We start from the raw sequence: 16,348 nt of genomic DNA, 5'->3' as shown, positions 1-16,348 counted from the left end.
GGCAGTACCTACGTGAGCACCTGAAATGTTTCCGAAGGAAACATACCTCGAAAGCATATGCTAGGACCGGCTGAATTCAATATTCGATGTCGAATACGCTTCTTGGTATGCTTCGTGATCAAGAGGTGACTTTTTGAACAACCTCTATAAAATGGATTGCTAATTTGGGAAGGAGTGTTATTACAAGTGTCTGAAGCTTACAAAAAAGCAGGGGTAGATATCGCGGCAGGGAACGAAGCGGTAGAACGAATGAAGAAGCATGTGAAGCGCACAATGCGTCCAGAAGTGATGACGGATCTTGGAGGATTCGGCGCTTTATTCAGTCTGAATAAGGATAAATACGAAGAGCCTGTATTAGTATCAGGTACGGATGGTGTCGGTACAAAGTTGAAGATTGCTTTTGCCATGGATAAACATGACACGATTGGGATTGATGCTGTAGCGATGTGTGTGAATGATATCGTTGTACAAGGAGCAGAACCGCTATTCTTCCTCGACTATCTTGCGTGCGATAAAGTGGTGCCTGAGAAGATTGAAGCCATCGTAGCTGGAATCGCTGAAGGATGTCATCAAGCAGGATGTGCATTAACAGGTGGTGAAACTGCAGAAATGCCTGGTATGTATTCAGAAGGTGAATATGACATTGCTGGATTTACAGTAGGTATTGTCGATAAGAAGAATATCATTAATGGTTCTACTATCGCTCCTGGGGACACTGTCATTGGGCTTGCTTCCAGTGGTGTACACAGCAATGGATTCTCCTTAGTACGGAAGCTTCTTCTAGAAGAAGCAGGATATGATCTACATGATGAAATCACTGAACTTGGTGGAAAATTAGGAGATACATTGCTGATACCAACCAAGATTTATGTGAAGTCTTTGCTTGCTTTGATAGAGAAGCTGAAAGTCAAAGGTATGGCTCATATTACGGGTGGTGGATTTATTGAGAACATCCCACGTATGCTACCAGATAACGTAAACGTTGATGTTGACTATGGTTCATGGCCGATCCTACCGATATTTGAATTAATGCAGAATAAAGGAAATATTACGAATCGCGATATGTTTACTACCTTCAATATGGGAATCGGTATGGTAATTATCGTACGCGAAGAAGATGCAGCTGAAGCACTTACTATTTTGAAGAGTAATGGAGAAGACGCATATATTATTGGCCGTGTGAACGAAGGAGAATCCATCGTAACTTTCACTGGGGCTGAGGTGTAATGGATCACTACCGGATTGCTGTATTTGCTTCAGGAGAAGGAAGTAATTTTCAGACGCTTGTAGATGCTAGTAAAGCAGGATTGCTCGGCGGTGCTAAGGTGGAATTGTTAGTGTGCGATAAGCCTGAGGTAAGGGTTGTTAAGCGTGCACGTGATGCGGGGATACCTGTTCACTTATTCATGCCTAAGTCTTATTCTTCACGTGAAGCGTATGAAGCAGAGATCGTGGAGCAGTTAGAAGCGCTGAATATAGAGTTAGTCGTGTTAGCTGGCTATATGCGTCTGTTGACATCTATCATGGTAGACAAATATGCTGGGCGTATTATTAACATTCATCCATCATTACTGCCATCTTTTCCTGGGACGAATGCCATTCAACAAGCACTCACCTATGGTGTAAAAGTGACAGGAGCTACTGTTCATTTCGTAGATGGTGGAATGGATACAGGTTCTATTATCGCTCAACAAAGTGTCGAAATTATGCCAGAGGCAAGTGTGGATTCACTTGCTAAAGAGATACATTCGATAGAGCAGGAGTTGTATCCGCGAGTTGTGTCATGGTTTGCAGAGGGACGTGTACTGCTAAACGACAGACAGGTAACGATATTACCGTATAAATAACGTCGATTCATCAACAGATATGAGTGTGCAAGGCATGTCGATATTTCTCGGGAAATATTACAATCCATCACATATATAAGGAGGATCCAATTCGTGAGTATAAAAAGAGCGTTAGTCAGCGTGTCGGATAAACAGGGCATCGTGGATTTTTGCCGCGAACTGTCTGCATTAGGAGTGGAGATTATTTCGACTGGGGGAACAAGCAGTCTACTTGCAAAAGAAGGCGTTCCAGTCATCGGAATTTCAGAAGTTACGGGGTTCCCGGAAGTTATGGATGGTCGAGTTAAAACATTGCATCCAGCCGTACACAGCGGATTATTGGCTGTACGTGATAACGTGGAACATCAACAACAGATGAAGGAATTGGATCTTGGGTATATCGACCTTGTTGTCGTGAACCTGTATCCTTTTCAAGAAACCATTGCTAAACCAGGCGTATCGTATGAAGAAGCTATTGAGAACATTGACATTGGCGGACCAACTATGCTCCGTTCAGGTGCTAAGAACCATGCCTTTGTTAGTGTAGTTGTCGACTCTAGCGATTATAGTTCAGTGCTTGAGGAAATCCGCAAGGATGGAGATACGACACTGGAAACACGCAAACGGCTTGCGGCAAAAGTGTTCCGCCACACGGCGGCTTACGACGCCCTAATCTCCGATTATTTGTCGAATGTAACTGGAGATCCACTACCAGAACGTCTAACAGTGACATATGAGAAAATACAAGATTTACGCTACGGTGAGAATCCGCATCAAAAAGCAGCGTTTTACCGTAAACCATTAGCTCCACAAGGTACGCTCACGACGGCTGAACAGCTTCATGGTAAGGAATTATCTTATAATAATATTAATGATGCCAATGCTGCCTTGCAAATCGTGAAGGAATTCGATGAGCCAACAGTTGTAGCGGTTAAGCATATGAACCCATGTGGTGTTGGAACGGGAAGTAATGTGTATGAGGCTTATCAAAAAGCTTACAATGCAGATCCGACTTCCATCTTCGGTGGGATTGTAGCAGCGAATCGTACGATTGATGCAGATACAGCGGAACTTCTGAAAGAGATTTTCTTAGAAATTATTATTGCACCTGACTTCACGCCTGAAGCTCTTGAAATTCTAACGAAGAAGAAAAATATTCGTCTGTTAAAAATGGGTGAATTCGGCGCATCTAAAGAGCGTACTGGACAATTCCTATTCACTTCTATTGATGGTGGAATGGTCGTTCAAGAGAGCGATATTCATTCTGTTGATGTATCAGATTTGAAGGTCGTTACAGATCGTCAACCAACCGAGGATGAATTAAAGCAACTGTTGTTCGGATGGAAAATAGTTAAGCATGTGAAGTCTAATGCCATTGTACTTGCAGCGGATAATATGACCGTTGGTGTAGGTGCAGGACAGATGAATCGTGTCGGTTCAGCGAAGATAGCGATTGAGCAGGCTGGAGATAAGGCTAAAGGCTCGGCGCTCGCTTCTGATGCCTTCTTCCCAATGGGAGATACGGTTGAATTTGCGGCTAAAGCCGGAATTACAGCTATTATTCAACCAGGTGGATCGATCAAAGACGAAGAGTCGATTAAAGTTGCGAATGAGTATGGCATTGCGATGGTATTCACAGGAGTACGTCACTTTAAACACTAGATAGTGTGAGTTCAAAAAGTCACTTCTTGATCAAAAGGTGACTTTTTGAATAACCTCTAAATACAAAAAGGTAATCAAAAGGAGTGCGAACATGGATATATTAGTCGTTGGCGGTGGGGGCCGTGAGCATGCCATCATATGGGCGCTTGCGAAGAGCCCGCAGGCTGGACGCATATACTGCGCGCCGGGGAATGCTGGAATAGGAACGTTAGCTGAATGCGTACCTATTGCTGTAAATGAGTTCGACGCTCTGACTGCTTTTGCGAAAGAGAAGAACATTGGATTCGTTGTCATTGGTCCTGATGATCCATTAGTTGATGGTATTGTGGATGCATTTGAAGCGGAGAGTATTCCGGTATTTGGACCACGTAAAAATGCAGCAGCGATTGAAGGAAGTAAAACATTTATGAAGGATTTAATGCATAAATATCATATTCCGACAGCGGCTTATGAGAAGTTCGACAACTACGAGGATGCTAAGGCATACTTACTGACTCAGCAGGTTCCTATCGTGATTAAGGCAGATGGATTGGCAGCAGGCAAAGGTGTTACGGTTGCCTTTGATATGGAGCAAGCCGAAACTGCACTATATGACATTATGGTGAGTAAAGTATTTGGCGATGCAGGAAGTCATGTGGTGATCGAAGAGTTTCTTGCGGGTCAAGAAATGTCGATTCTCGCATTTGTAGATGGAGAAACGGTTCGACCGATGGTTGCCGCTCAAGATCATAAGCAGGTATTCGATAATGATCAAGGGCCTAATACAGGTGGAATGGGAACATATTCTCCACTTCCACATATTGATTCGGCAATTATCGAAGAAGCCATCGAAAAGATCATCAAGCCAACGGCTAAGGCAATGGTTGCCGAAGGACGTTCTTTCCGCGGAATATTGTTCGCGGGGTTGATGATTTCTCCAGATGGAACACCGAAGACGATTGAATTCAATGCTCGTTTTGGAGATCCTGAGACGCAGGTCGTACTACCAAGGTTGAAGAGTGATCTTCTTGCGATCATGATGGCTGCTGTGAACGGAACACTGGCAGACATCGAGATACAATGGAGCGACGAAGCCGCGGTATGTGTGGTGCTTGCATCAGGTGGTTACCCTGCATCATATCCTAAAGGTATCGCTATTCATGGACTAGACGATGTGAAGGATGCACTCGTATTCCATGCGGGTACTGCTAAGAATGCCGCAGGCGAGTGGGTAACGAATGGGGGGCGTGTTCTAGGCGTTGTCGGTCTAGGACAAGACATTGCCAGTGCTCGTGCTAAGGCGTACGAAGAAGCGGCTTATATTGAGTTTGAAGGCAAGCAACTACGTTCGGACATTGCAGCCAAAGCACTTCTGTAGTTGAGAAGGATTAGATAGAGTAACATGTGATGTAATATCGGGGGAACAAGAGCGGATTACCAATATATATAGATCTAATGAATAGATCATAAAAAAAAGAGGCCTTCCTGGTAATAGGAAGGCCTCTTTAGATTTACTTGCGTAGGCATAGCTATGATGACGGATAGTTATTACGATGTCATCGCATGCATCCCATTGAAGTCCATTCATGCGATAGAAAAGCATATAATGGTGAAAGTAGACTCCAAAAATAGGCTTACCTATGACGGAAGACAGAAGTGAGTGGAGCAGTTGTACGAAGTACACTTATTTAGAGAAAAGAGGGAGAGTAGAGAGAAATAGACGCATATATGCAGTTAAAATATGGGGAATAGTTAAAAGTAGGGGATTCACAGTAACTAGATGTCCTTTTTACAACTAAACTGAGGTTAAATGAAAATTGGTCAAATTTAAGTGTACAATTGGCATCTATTAGCGATCCGTTATTTGGTTAATCAACAGGTATGGTTAAGAAGTCCCACCGAAAGCAGGAAGGCCTCTTTAGATATAGAGATTGAGCAAATAGTATAGCTGAAAAACTAGTGATTATTAAACTTGTAATACTTAGCGGAGAGGACGGAATCGTTCTGTAGAAGCGAAGCGCTCGCCTACAAGCTTTCCGTAGGAAAGCTACTTCGAAAGAGTATGCTCAAAATAGGATTTCTACCGCTGATGGTGTATATAATCAAGAAATCCTATTTCAACAGCGATCGTAAGAATGAGCCGTCATCGTAGCGCTTAAGTATACAATTTTATAAGTGCTTTTTCAGTATTTATTTCGAAAGATCAACAAAACCCTCCCCGAATACATCACGTACATCATGAATCGTTACAAAAGCGTTGATATCAATTGCTTTAACAATCTTCTTGAGAGTGGAAACTTCCTGCTTGCTGATAACAATATAAAGAACTTCTTTAGCAGCTTTGGTGTAGTAGCCATGACCCGAGAGAACAGTAACTCCGCGTTCCATGAACAGAGTAACTCTCTCAGCAATTTGGTCTTGTTCTTCTGAGATGATCATAACGGCTTTCTTCGGATTGAGACCTTCAATGATAAAGTCCATGACCTTTGTCGCCACATATAGCATGATAATCGTGAACATCAGACTTTCTGCTCCAATAATGAAGTAAGAAGAGAAAACAACAATTAAATCGAAAAATAATAAAGAGTAGCTTATATTCCAGTCGAGATATTTATTGGTCATTCTTGCAAGAATCGCCGTTCCAGCAGTTGTGCCCCCAACACGTATAATGATTCCGATCCCAGCGCCTGTAAAGATACCTCCGAAGATTGCGTTAACGATTAATTCACTGGAGGAGATATTCCAGCTCTCGGTTAAATGTAGAAAGAGGGAATTGAATAGTACTGCAATAATAGTATAGATCGTCGTTTGTTTGTCCAAAAATTTATAACCAGCGATGAGTAAGAAAGAATTGATAATCAAGTTGACTAATCCAGGGGACCATTGGAAAAGGTAGTAAAAGATAATGGTTAAACCTGTAACCCCACCCTCTCCCAATTCATTCGGGATAACGAACAGATTAACTGCTAACGCGAACAGAAAAGTTCCTAACATAATAAATGCGATATCGATAATTTTCTTTTTCATGTAATAGCCGCCTTTGTTGTATTCAATGTGACTTTCATGTAATAATATTATATTTTACAAGTTGCAAAGAATAAATCGTAACTCTCTATGATACATATGTCAATAATATTTATTGCCTAAGAAGAAGTGAAAAGGGGATCCTCAAATAGTGGTCATGATGGTTGCATTGTATCTCCAACTGATATATTATTAAATTAATAGTCTTAATATTGAAATAATAAAACTAGTGATATGAATATATAATTGGAGGGGTATATAATGAAGCATATTTTTAAACAAGGAAGCGATACATCTGCACCTACACTCGTTTTATTTCATGGTACGGGAGGGACGGAACAGGATTTATTACCGATAGGTGAAATGATATCACCTAAATCATCTATACTCAGTCTTCGTGGTAATGTGTTGGAGAACGGAATGCCACGATTCTTCCGTCGATTGGCGGAAGGAGTATTCGATCTAGAAGATCTCGTCTTACGAACGCGAGAAGTGTATGAATTCTTAAATGAAGCAGCAGAGAAATATGAAGTGGATCGACATAACATGGTAGCTGTGGGCTATTCTAACGGTGCAAACATCGCCGCTAGCTTATTGTTCCATTATGAGGATGCTTTTAAAGGGGCTATTCTGCATCATCCGATGGTTCCTTTGCGTGGTAAGTCACTTCCTAATTTATCAGGGATACCTGTATTCATTGGAGCAGGACGGAATGATCAGATGTGCTCTGCACAAGAGTCTGAAGATCTTCATGCATTATTAACCGAAGCAGGGGCGATCATGGAACTTCACTGGGAGAATAACGGACATCAACTAACCCGAACAGAGATACTTGCCGCTGGCGAATGGTTCGGGGAACATTTCTAATTCTAATGGGTTAAGGTTCGCTTGAGAAATACGTCTGAAAAGAGTACGCTAGAAAGATAAGAAATAGAAAAAGACAGCGTCGGACGTTGCCATATAACCATTGGAGTGAGGAAAAGGATGACAGAATTAATAAATAAGACTAAGCCAAGCCAAGTGATGATGGAAGATATCGTTCGGGCACATCATGTTCTGCGGGAAGTTATTGTTCGTACACCGCTACAGTGGGATGCTGTACTTTCGGCTAAGTATAACTGTAAAGTATATCTGAAAAGAGAGGACTTGCAGGTGGTACGCTCCTTCAAAATTCGTGGTGCTTATAATATGATTCGTAATCTATCAGAGGAAGAATTAGCGAAAGGGATTGTCTGTGCAAGTGCTGGGAATCACGCTCAGGGTGTGGCCTTTTCTTGCAAGACATTAGGCATTCAAGGGAAGATTTATATGCCGAGTACGACACCTAACCAGAAAGTGAAACAGGTGAGACGATTCGGTGGTGAGAATGTTCAAGTAGTACTCACGGGTGATACGTATGATGATGCTTATGCTGCAGCGATGAAGGTATGTGAAGAACATGAGATGACGTTCATACATCCTTTTGACGAACCTCGTATTATTGCAGGAAACGGGACGATTGCTATGGAAGTGATGGAGGACTTAGATACCGCTGCTGACTTTATTTTTGTGACCATAGGTGGTGGTGGACTGGCTGCGGGTATAAGTTCGTATATGAAGGCGGTTAGTCCTCAGACGAAGCTGATTGGGGTAGAGCCACTTGGGGCGGCATCGATGAGTGAGGCACTATTACGTAAGGAAGTTGTGACTTTAGATGAGATTGATAAATTTGTGGATGGTGCTGCGGTTAAACGTGTAGGGGATCTACCCTATGAGATATGTGCTAATTCGCTTGATGATATAGTGAAGGTGCCTGAAGGTAAAGTATGTACAACGATATTAGAACTGTATAATGAGAACGCGATCGTCGTAGAACCAGCAGGAGCATTGACGGTTTCAGCATTAGAGTTATATCGTGAACAAATTATAGGCAAAACAGTTGTCTGTATTATTAGTGGTGGGAATAATGATATTGCTCGAATGCAGGAAATTAAGGAAAGATCGCTTATTTATGAAGGGCTTAAGCATTATTTCATGATTAACTTTCCGCAACGTGCTGGTGCACTTCGAGAATTTCTTGAAGATGTGTTAGGCCCCGGAGATGATATTACAAACTTCGAGTACACGAAGAAGCATAATAAAGAGAATGGTCCAGCGCTTGTAGGGATTGAATTGGATTCTAAAGAAGATTATGGTGCTTTGGTTGAACGCTTAGACCGTAAAGGTTTTGATTATAAGGAACTTAATAAAGATGCGAACTTATTTAATCTATTATTCTAGAGGAAGTTCAAAAAGACGACTTTGTGAACTTGTATTTCTAGTTTTCAATAATCGAATCAATAGCGTGTATGCGGGAAATCCGTGTGCACGCTATTTGGTTATCCTCTCTACAAAGTAAATAGTTCACTCACATCTACTGGAGGGGATGAATATTTATAGTTCCATTCATTGGTGGAGGGGTCATACTGGTAATCTTCTTTCCAACTTGTGATATTGGCAACAATGGAGCGAATGGCAGCGATAATGAGATAAATTTCACGATGGGTCATAATAGGATGAATGGATAATCGAACCCAACCAGGCTTGTAGGTTAGATCGCCCTGATCTAGTAGATTTGAAATGATCTTAGAGGTGTTTTGGCTAATATGAAGTAAGTAGTGTCCATAAGGACCCGCACAGGAGCAACCTCCACGAGCCTGTATTCCAAAACGATCATTAAGTAGCTTAGTGAACAAGTTATAGTGAATGTTAAGGGCAATAAAAGACACAATACCGATACGTTCCATCTGAGAGCTCTCCAATACCAATATTCCAGATATTTGGATTAATTCGTTCATAAGGCGAGAGGTTAAATCACGTTCACGCTGGATAAGTTGTTTATAACCCATACGTTCTTTCAGACGAATACATAATGCCGCTCTAATGGTTTGTAGAATGGGAGGTGTACCTCCATCTTCGCGTGTCTCAATATCCTCAAAAAATTGATGAGCACCCCAAGCATTAGTGAAAGATACAGTCCCACCTCCGGGATGATCAGGAATTCGGTTCTTATACAATGTTGAATTAAAAATGAGGACGCCGCTACTCCCGGGGCCACCCAGAAACTTATGAGGAGAGAAAAATATGCCATCCAATTGATCAGTTGGTAAGGAAGGGTGCATGTTCATTTCGACGTAAGGAGCACTTGCTGAGAAATCAACAAAACATACTCCGCCGAACTCATGCATCTTTCGTGCCAACTCATGATAAGGTGTTTGGATTCCAGTCACATTGGAACATGCTGTGAAGGAACCTATTTTACAAGTACGATGGCGATACTTTAATAATGCTTGTTCTAACTTCATTGGATCCACGTCCCCGTGATCTCCTGGGTCAATACTTACGACATCCCCAATGGTTTCGGACCATGAAAGTTGATTGGAATGATGCTCCATATGACTAACAAAGATAACCGGACGGTTCTCCTCAGATAAGGTGAAATGACCATGAAGCCATTCAGGAGTTTTTAGCCCTAATATGCGTTGTAATTTGTTTACGGCTGATGTCATACCTGCGTCGGTCATGATAAGAATATCATGTTCTCTAGCATTCACGTGTCGTTTAATTATATTCCGTGCTTCCGTGTAGGCACTAGTCATGGTTGTGCTTGTAATATTAGACTTCGTATGTGTATTAGCCATATAGGGTCCGAAACGCTCTGTGATACATGATTCAATAGGTCCGTATAGACGTCCACTTGCAGCCCAATCCGCATAGATGAGTTGCTTTTTCCCATAAGGGGATTGGAAAGAAAGGTCTATCCCTATCATATGATTACGAAATGAATTGAAATGTTGTTCTAATGAGCATGATCTGAATTCCTCGTGGAGATCATTGATATCTAGATTGGGCACTAGTCTTACCTCCATCATATCTTGACATGAATTATTATCAGTATATGTTAGAGGGAAGGTATGGGTTAAAGCCCATCATTACATCCATATCAATATCGCATACAGTATTTGGGAATATGAGTAGTATGACACAAGAAGGATTAACATATGCGAAAATACATATTGAATTTACCTAGTGAAATACGATACACTGTAATTATAAAATGTTAACGTTAACATTTCTGGTATTCAATCTAATCTGTTCATCTTTATGTACACAAATTCATTAAGAAGAGATGGTGAATGTATTGAAAAAGTTTATGGGAGAAGATTTTCTATTAACGACAGAGACTGCGGTCCAATTGTATGAGGATTATGCAAAGGATATGCCGATTATCGACTATCATTGCCATTTAAGCCCACAAGAAATCTATGAGAATAAGAAATTTAGAAATATTACGGAAGCATGGTTGTACGGTGATCACTATAAGTGGAGAGCCATGAGAGCAAACGGCGTTCCAGAACAATATATTACGGGTAACGCTAGTGATTATGACAAGTTTATCTCTTGGGCAAAGACAGTACCAATGCTCATCGGAAATCCACTCTATAACTGGACACATTTAGAATTACAACGTTTCTTTGGAGTTCATGAGGTACTGAACGAACAGAGCGCACCTGCAATATGGGAAAAGGTGAATGCCCAACTGACGGGTGATGGATTTAGTGCTAGAGATTTGATTGTGAAATCGAATGTTACTGTTATCTGTACAACAGATGACCCAGCCGATACATTAGAATATCATCAGCAAATTAAGCAACTAGATGATTTCAATGTAAGCGTTCTACCTAGCTTTAGACCCGATAAGGGACTTGAAATTTGCCGAGAAGGCTTTCTACCATGGGTGGATAAATTGTCTACTACCTACGGATCAGCTATTAGAGATTATGAGACGCTGTTGCAGGCGTTGGAAGCTCGGGTTAGATTCTTCCATTCCACAGGAGGTCGAGTATCTGACCATGCGTTAGATACCGTAGTGTATGAAGAGTCTACGAGAGAAGAAGCTGGTACTATTTTTGCCAAGGCTCTAAAGGGTGAAGTCTTGACACTGGAAGATGAGAGTAAATATAAGACCTATACACTTACGTTCCTCGGTAAGTTATACGCTGAACTCGGTTGGGTAATGCAGTTGCATATGAACGCGCTGAGAAACAATAATACGCGTATGTTAAATGAATTAGGACCTGATACGGGCTATGATTCCATGAATGATAACGATATTGCGAAACCGTTGGCGAAATTCCTAGATGGATTAGAGCAAGCGAATGCATTGCCGAAGACGATTCTATATTCACTGAATCCAAGAGATAACTACGTTATTGCTGGTATTATTGGAAACTTCCAAGGTGGTGGAGTTGCTGGGAAAATTCAATTCGGAACAGCATGGTGGTTCAATGATAATAAAGAAGGTATGCTTGATCAAATGAAAGTATTATCTAACTTGGGCTTATTGAGTCGTTTCGTAGGTATGTTGACGGATTCGCGAAGCTTCCTATCCTATACGCGACATGAATACTTCAGACGTCTAGTATGTCGTTTGATCGGAGAATGGGTCGAAGAAGGAGAAGTACCACATGATATGGCACTATTAGGCTCCATTGTAGAAGGGATTTCATACAAGAACGCGAAGGATTACTTTGCATTCTAATTGTTCTAATAGTGCGTGTTCAAAAAGTCGACTTTTTGAATAACCTCTAATAAAGGAAGGTACTCATATGTCCGTAACGATTAAAGATATAGCCAAACTGGCCAATGTATCGCACACTACTGTATCACGCGCACTCAACGATAGCCCGCTTATTAAAGCAGAAACCAAAAGGAAGATCGTGGACCTTGCGGAGCAGTTGAACTATATTCCCGATTACAATGCCAGAAGTTTGGTTATGCAGAAATCGTACACCGTGGGCGTATTTTTCACCAGTATTACGACGGGGACATCCTCCAGCTTCTTCGCAGATGTAATTCGTGGAGTGAACAGTGTCATCAGTGAGAATTACAATTTGTTCGTACGAGGGATCGATAACTATAAGGATTTCCATTCCATTAACAAAAAAAGATTTGATGGTATTATTCTGATGAGTCAAAGTGAAGTGGATAACGCATTTGTATATCATGTGATGCAGAGTGGAATTCCTTTTGTCGTCCTGAATCGCCAGGTGGAGGACCCTTCGATTATTAATATTGTGCCAAATGATAAAGTAGGCGCGTATGAGGCGGTATCGTATCTGATTACACAGGGACATGAACGGATCGCGATGATTGAAGGGATAGAAGGTTTTAAATCAACTCAGGTTCGGAAAGATGGATATCTGAGTGCTCTCATTGAGCACCGAATTCCGATTCGTCATGAGTATCTGCTACAGGGTAGCTATGATATGGAGAGTGGATATCAAGCACTGGAGCGGTTAATCGAACTAGAGTCACGTCCTACGGCGGTATTCTGTTCTAACGATGATATGGCTATTGGTGCTATGAGGGCAGCTTTTGATCATGGCATTAACATTCCTAATGAACTTTCTATCGTTGGATTCGATGATATTGGATTTGCGCACTATATGACACCTGCATTAACGACAGTGAAGAGACCTATAGAGCAGATTAGCATTGAAGGTGCGAAGAAAATACTTCAGTTGATCAATGAACCGAATAAGCTAGGAGAGCTCATATTTGTCGAGACGGAACTGAAAATCCGCGATTCAGTTAAGAAGAGGTAATCATAGGTGATATCGTGTTAAGGATTAGCAAAAGATAAGTTTTAGTGTGCAGTTTGTAGGAGAGACATCAATTCTGCAAACTGCACCAAGATTGGTTCGAAATGTGAAATAAATCACAACTACGATTGGAGTACAGATCATTGTTAGCTTGATTACAAAAATTGTTAACGTGTGCACATAACTATAAATATATGCAGGTAAATAATTGAATGGAGGAATGAATATGCAAACTATCAATCGAAATACATGGTCTCATAGCGATGGTGCAACTTATCCAACGAAAGTAGTACAGTTCGGCGAAGGTAATTTTCTTAGAGCATTTGTGGATTGGATGGTGGATGTTATGAATCGAGAGGCTGGATTCAATGGAAGCGTCGTTGTCGTCCAGCCATTAGCGGAAGGACTTGTCGATAAGCTGAATGAGCAGGATGGGCTTTATACGCTTTACTTACAAGGGATGAAGGATGGAATAGCTGTGAAGGAATACGATGTTATCAATAGCATCAGTAGGGGAATCAATCCATACACGGATCATTCAGCATATATGGCATTGGCCTCTAGCCCTGAACTTCGATTCATCGTCTCCAATACGACGGAAGCGGGGATTGCCTATGATCCTAACGATAAGCTTACGGATCAACCACAGAACAGTTTTCCTGGAAAGCTGACGGCATTCCTTTATCAACGATATGTTGAATTCAAAGGGAATGAGAGTAAAGGTCTGATCATTATCCCCTGTGAATTGATTGATCGTAACGGAGATAAGCTGAAGAAGATTGTTCTGCAATATGCAGCACTATGGAAGCTTGAGCAAAAGTTCGTGGATTGGATCGAAGAATGCAACACATTCTGTTCAAGTCTAGTGGATCGAATTGTACCTGGATACCCGAAAGATTCAATTGCTGAAATTACGGAAGAGTTAGGGTATGAAGACAGTCTCGTTGTCGTTGGTGAACAATTTCATCTATGGGTTATTGAAGGACCGCAATGGATAAAGGAAGAATTCCCGGCAGAGGCTGCAGGACTAAATGTGCTTGTTGTTGATGATATGGCGCCATATCGGACACGGAAGGTGAGAATACTGAATGGTGCACATACAGGGATGATGCCTGTAGCTTATCTATATGGACTGGACACCGTAGGGGAGTCTATCGATCATGAGGTTGTTGGAGAGTACGTAAGGCAAATGCTTGAGAAGGAGATCATACCGACACTTGATCTACCACGAGAAGAGTTAGAGTCTTTTGCCGAAGCTGTTATTGAAAGATTCCGTAATCCTTTTGTCCAACATTATCTGATGAGTATATCACTTAATTCGATATCTAAATTCAAAACAAGAAACCTACCATCACTTTTAGAGTACGTGAATAGAACCTCTGAAATTCCAGCTAAATTAGCATTCTCGCTCGCAGCTCTCATCATGTTTTATCAAGGAAAAAGAGGGGAAGAGACATATGAAGTGTCAGATGATGCCCCTATTCTAGAATTTTATGAAGCTCTGTGGGGTGCATGGGATGGTTCGATTGTTGGCCTTGAGCAAGTTGTAATGAGCGCACTTGGAAATAAGACACACTGGGAAATGGACCTGAACACCGTTCCTGGATTAAGTCATGCAGTGTGGAGATATGTTGTAAATATGAACCAATTAGGGATGAAAGAATCGTTACTATTACTAATGCAGGAATAAGGGGTGGCCATAGATGAAGGAAACTATGAGAATTAATGTGAATGATAATGTGGCGGTGGCATTGAGAGAATTGCATGAAGGTGAACAGGTTGAGGTCGGCGATCAGATGATTGTTGTGAAAGAAAAAGTTGTTCGTGGCCATAAATTTGCGATTACCTCGATCGAACCACGTCAAGACGTCGTAAAATATGGTTCCCCCATTGGACATGCGACAGCGATGATCGAAGTCGGCGAATGGGTTCATACTCATAACACGAAGACGAATCTTCAGGGGATCGAGGAATATGAATATTCCCCACGTTGGAATGAGAATCCTTTTGAAATGAGGAACCTGACCTTCAAAGGATATCGGCGCCTCAATGGTAAGGTGGGTATTCGGAATGAACTGTGGATTGTACCGACAGTCGGTTGTGTAAACGGCGTGGCTGAGGGGATTCTGAAAAGGTTCATGAAGGAGGTTGGCGACATATCTCCTTTCGATAATACGTTGGTCCTTAAGCATAATTATGGTTGTTCTCAGCTTGGTGATGATCATGTTAATACAAGTACTATACTCCAAAATGCAGTTCAACATCCGAATGCGGGTGGTGTATTAGTTCTTGGCCTAGGCTGTGAGAATAATGAGATGCAATCATTCAAAGAGTCATTAGGCCAGGTTGATACGGATCGTGTGAAGTTTCTAGTATCCCAAGATGTATCGAATGAGATTGAGGAAGGGGTTAAGCTACTTCATGAAATCTATATGGCAGCTAAGGCAGATCTAAGGGAGGATGTTCCATTATCGGAGCTTGCGATTGGCTTGAAATGTGGAGGTTCTGATGGCTTCTCTGGTATTACAGCGAATCCATTACTAGGTCAGTTGTCAGATTTTCTTGTGGCACAGGGAGGAACGACGGTCTTAACTGAAGTGCCAGAAATGTTCGGGGCAGAGACTTTGTTGATGGAGCGAGCAGCGAACGAGCCGGTGTTTCATAAAATTGTGGCACTAATTAATGACTTTAAAGAATACTTCATGGAGTATAAGCAGCCAGTCTATGAGAATCCTTCCCCGGGAAATAAAGCGGGCGGGATTACGACTTTGGAAGATAAGTCACTGGGGTGCACACAAAAAGCGGGAACTTCCATGGTTATGGATGTATTGAAATACGGTGAGACTCTGCAGACGAAAGGGCTAAACCTTCTGAGTGCTCCAGGTAATGATCTCGTTGCATCTTCAGCATTAGCCTCAGCAGGATGTCAGCTCGTATTGTTCACGACGGGAAGAGGAACCCCATTTGGTACTTTCGTTCCCACCGTCAAAATATCCACCAATACAGCGATATATCATCAGAAGAGTCATTGGATCGATTTCAATGCGGGAACACTTGTCGAGGATGCTACACCTGATGAAGTATTGGAAGACTTCGTACAGTATATTATTTCGATTGCAAGTGGCGAATTGGTGAATAATGAGAAGAATGATTTCAGGGAAATTGCTATTTTTAAATCGGGAGTAACATTGTAAGTATCGGCTAGGTGTCTCTTATGCATGTTATCTGTATCGA

12 protein-coding genes are annotated in these 16,348 nt (G+C 41.7%); 10 read left to right on the top strand and 2 right to left on the bottom strand.

The window, feature by feature from the left end:
* The first annotated feature begins 186 nt into the window (after positions 1-186).
* The 4 genes from purM to purD all read left to right on the top strand — a co-directional run bounded on the left by purM (position 187) and on the right by purD (position 4,845).
* On the top strand, positions 187-1,227 hold the full coding sequence (gene purM / locus AC1TO8_RS18285) for a phosphoribosylformylglycinamidine cyclo-ligase (protein ID WP_482057060.1): 1,041 nt from the start codon (positions 187-189) through the stop codon (positions 1,225-1,227).
* Positions 1,227-1,847: a phosphoribosylglycinamide formyltransferase gene (purN, locus tag AC1TO8_RS18280; protein WP_482057059.1), complete on the top strand. Its 621-nt coding sequence runs from the start codon at positions 1,227-1,229 to the stop codon at positions 1,845-1,847. The genes purM and purN overlap by 1 nt, the downstream gene beginning before the upstream one ends.
* A gap of 93 nt (positions 1,848-1,940) precedes the next feature.
* Complete coding sequence (gene purH / locus AC1TO8_RS18275; RefSeq protein ID WP_482057058.1) at positions 1,941-3,488, top strand: bifunctional phosphoribosylaminoimidazolecarboxamide formyltransferase/IMP cyclohydrolase; 1,548 nt, start codon at positions 1,941-1,943, stop codon at positions 3,486-3,488.
* A 91-nt stretch (positions 3,489-3,579) separates the two neighbouring features.
* Positions 3,580-4,845, top strand: coding sequence for a phosphoribosylamine--glycine ligase (gene purD, locus AC1TO8_RS18270; protein ID WP_482057057.1), 1,266 nt, complete (start codon positions 3,580-3,582; stop codon positions 4,843-4,845).
* Positions 4,846-5,657: 812 nt separating this feature from the next.
* Here purD and AC1TO8_RS18265 read toward each other — a convergent pair.
* On the bottom strand, positions 5,658-6,494 hold the full coding sequence (locus AC1TO8_RS18265) for a YitT family protein (RefSeq protein ID WP_482057056.1): 837 nt from the start codon (positions 6,492-6,494) through the stop codon (positions 5,658-5,660).
* 258 nt (positions 6,495-6,752) lie between these two features.
* On the opposite strand from AC1TO8_RS18265, the gene AC1TO8_RS18260 reads away from it, so the two are divergent.
* Both AC1TO8_RS18260 and ilvA read left to right on the top strand, forming a co-directional pair.
* Entirely contained in the window at positions 6,753-7,358 is a 606-nt protein-coding gene (locus tag AC1TO8_RS18260) for an alpha/beta hydrolase (RefSeq protein ID WP_482057055.1), read from the top strand.
* 117 nt (positions 7,359-7,475) lie between these two features.
* Complete coding sequence (ilvA, locus tag AC1TO8_RS18255) at positions 7,476-8,750, top strand: threonine ammonia-lyase IlvA (RefSeq protein ID WP_482057054.1); 1,275 nt, start codon at positions 7,476-7,478, stop codon at positions 8,748-8,750.
* A gap of 107 nt (positions 8,751-8,857) precedes the next feature.
* Here the strand turns inward: ilvA and AC1TO8_RS18250 are convergent, their stop codons facing one another.
* Positions 8,858-10,363: an aminotransferase class V-fold PLP-dependent enzyme gene (locus tag AC1TO8_RS18250; protein WP_482057053.1), complete on the bottom strand. Its 1,506-nt coding sequence runs from the start codon at positions 10,361-10,363 to the stop codon at positions 8,858-8,860.
* 299 nt (positions 10,364-10,662) lie between these two features.
* Here AC1TO8_RS18250 and uxaC point away from each other — a divergent pair, with 299 nt between their 5' ends.
* The 4 genes from uxaC to AC1TO8_RS18230 all read left to right on the top strand — a co-directional run bounded on the left by uxaC (position 10,663) and on the right by AC1TO8_RS18230 (position 16,308).
* Positions 10,663-12,051, top strand: coding sequence for a glucuronate isomerase (uxaC, locus tag AC1TO8_RS18245; RefSeq protein ID WP_482057052.1), 1,389 nt, complete (start codon positions 10,663-10,665; stop codon positions 12,049-12,051).
* A 67-nt stretch (positions 12,052-12,118) separates the two neighbouring features.
* Positions 12,119-13,117: a LacI family DNA-binding transcriptional regulator gene (locus tag AC1TO8_RS18240; RefSeq protein ID WP_482057051.1), complete on the top strand. Its 999-nt coding sequence runs from the start codon at positions 12,119-12,121 to the stop codon at positions 13,115-13,117.
* A 223-nt stretch (positions 13,118-13,340) separates the two neighbouring features.
* On the top strand, positions 13,341-14,804 hold the full coding sequence (locus tag AC1TO8_RS18235) for a tagaturonate reductase (protein WP_482057050.1): 1,464 nt from the start codon (positions 13,341-13,343) through the stop codon (positions 14,802-14,804).
* A gap of 13 nt (positions 14,805-14,817) precedes the next feature.
* Positions 14,818-16,308 (top strand): UxaA family hydrolase, encoded by a 1,491-nt coding sequence (locus tag AC1TO8_RS18230; RefSeq protein WP_482057049.1) that lies wholly within the window; start codon positions 14,818-14,820, stop codon positions 16,306-16,308.
* The last annotated feature ends 40 nt before the right edge of the window (positions 16,309-16,348 follow it).

The organism is Paenibacillus sp. Y859 (genome assembly GCF_056786405.1).
The sequence above is the reverse complement of the archived record's forward strand: the minus strand, read 5'-3'. Positions and strand labels throughout refer to the sequence as shown.

Bases quoted from the DNA above. Each gene is read 5' to 3' on its own strand.
- purN (WP_482057059.1), top strand. From the start codon at position 1,227: ATGGATCACTACCGGATTGCTGTATTTGCTTCAGGAGAAGGAAGTAAT.
- purD (WP_482057057.1), top strand. From the start codon at position 3,580: ATGGATATATTAGTCGTTGGCGGTGGGGGCCGTGAGCATGCCATCATA.
- AC1TO8_RS18265 (WP_482057056.1), bottom strand. From the start codon at position 6,494: ATGAAAAAGAAAATTATCGATATCGCATTTATTATGTTAGGAACTTTT.
- AC1TO8_RS18260 (WP_482057055.1), top strand. From the start codon at position 6,753: ATGAAGCATATTTTTAAACAAGGAAGCGATACATCTGCACCTACACTC.
- ilvA (WP_482057054.1), top strand. From the start codon at position 7,476: ATGACAGAATTAATAAATAAGACTAAGCCAAGCCAAGTGATGATGGAA.
- uxaC (WP_482057052.1), top strand. From the start codon at position 10,663: ATGGGAGAAGATTTTCTATTAACGACAGAGACTGCGGTCCAATTGTAT.
- AC1TO8_RS18240 (WP_482057051.1), top strand. From the start codon at position 12,119: ATGTCCGTAACGATTAAAGATATAGCCAAACTGGCCAATGTATCGCAC.
- AC1TO8_RS18235 (WP_482057050.1), top strand. From the start codon at position 13,341: ATGCAAACTATCAATCGAAATACATGGTCTCATAGCGATGGTGCAACT.
- AC1TO8_RS18230 (WP_482057049.1), top strand. From the start codon at position 14,818: ATGAAGGAAACTATGAGAATTAATGTGAATGATAATGTGGCGGTGGCA.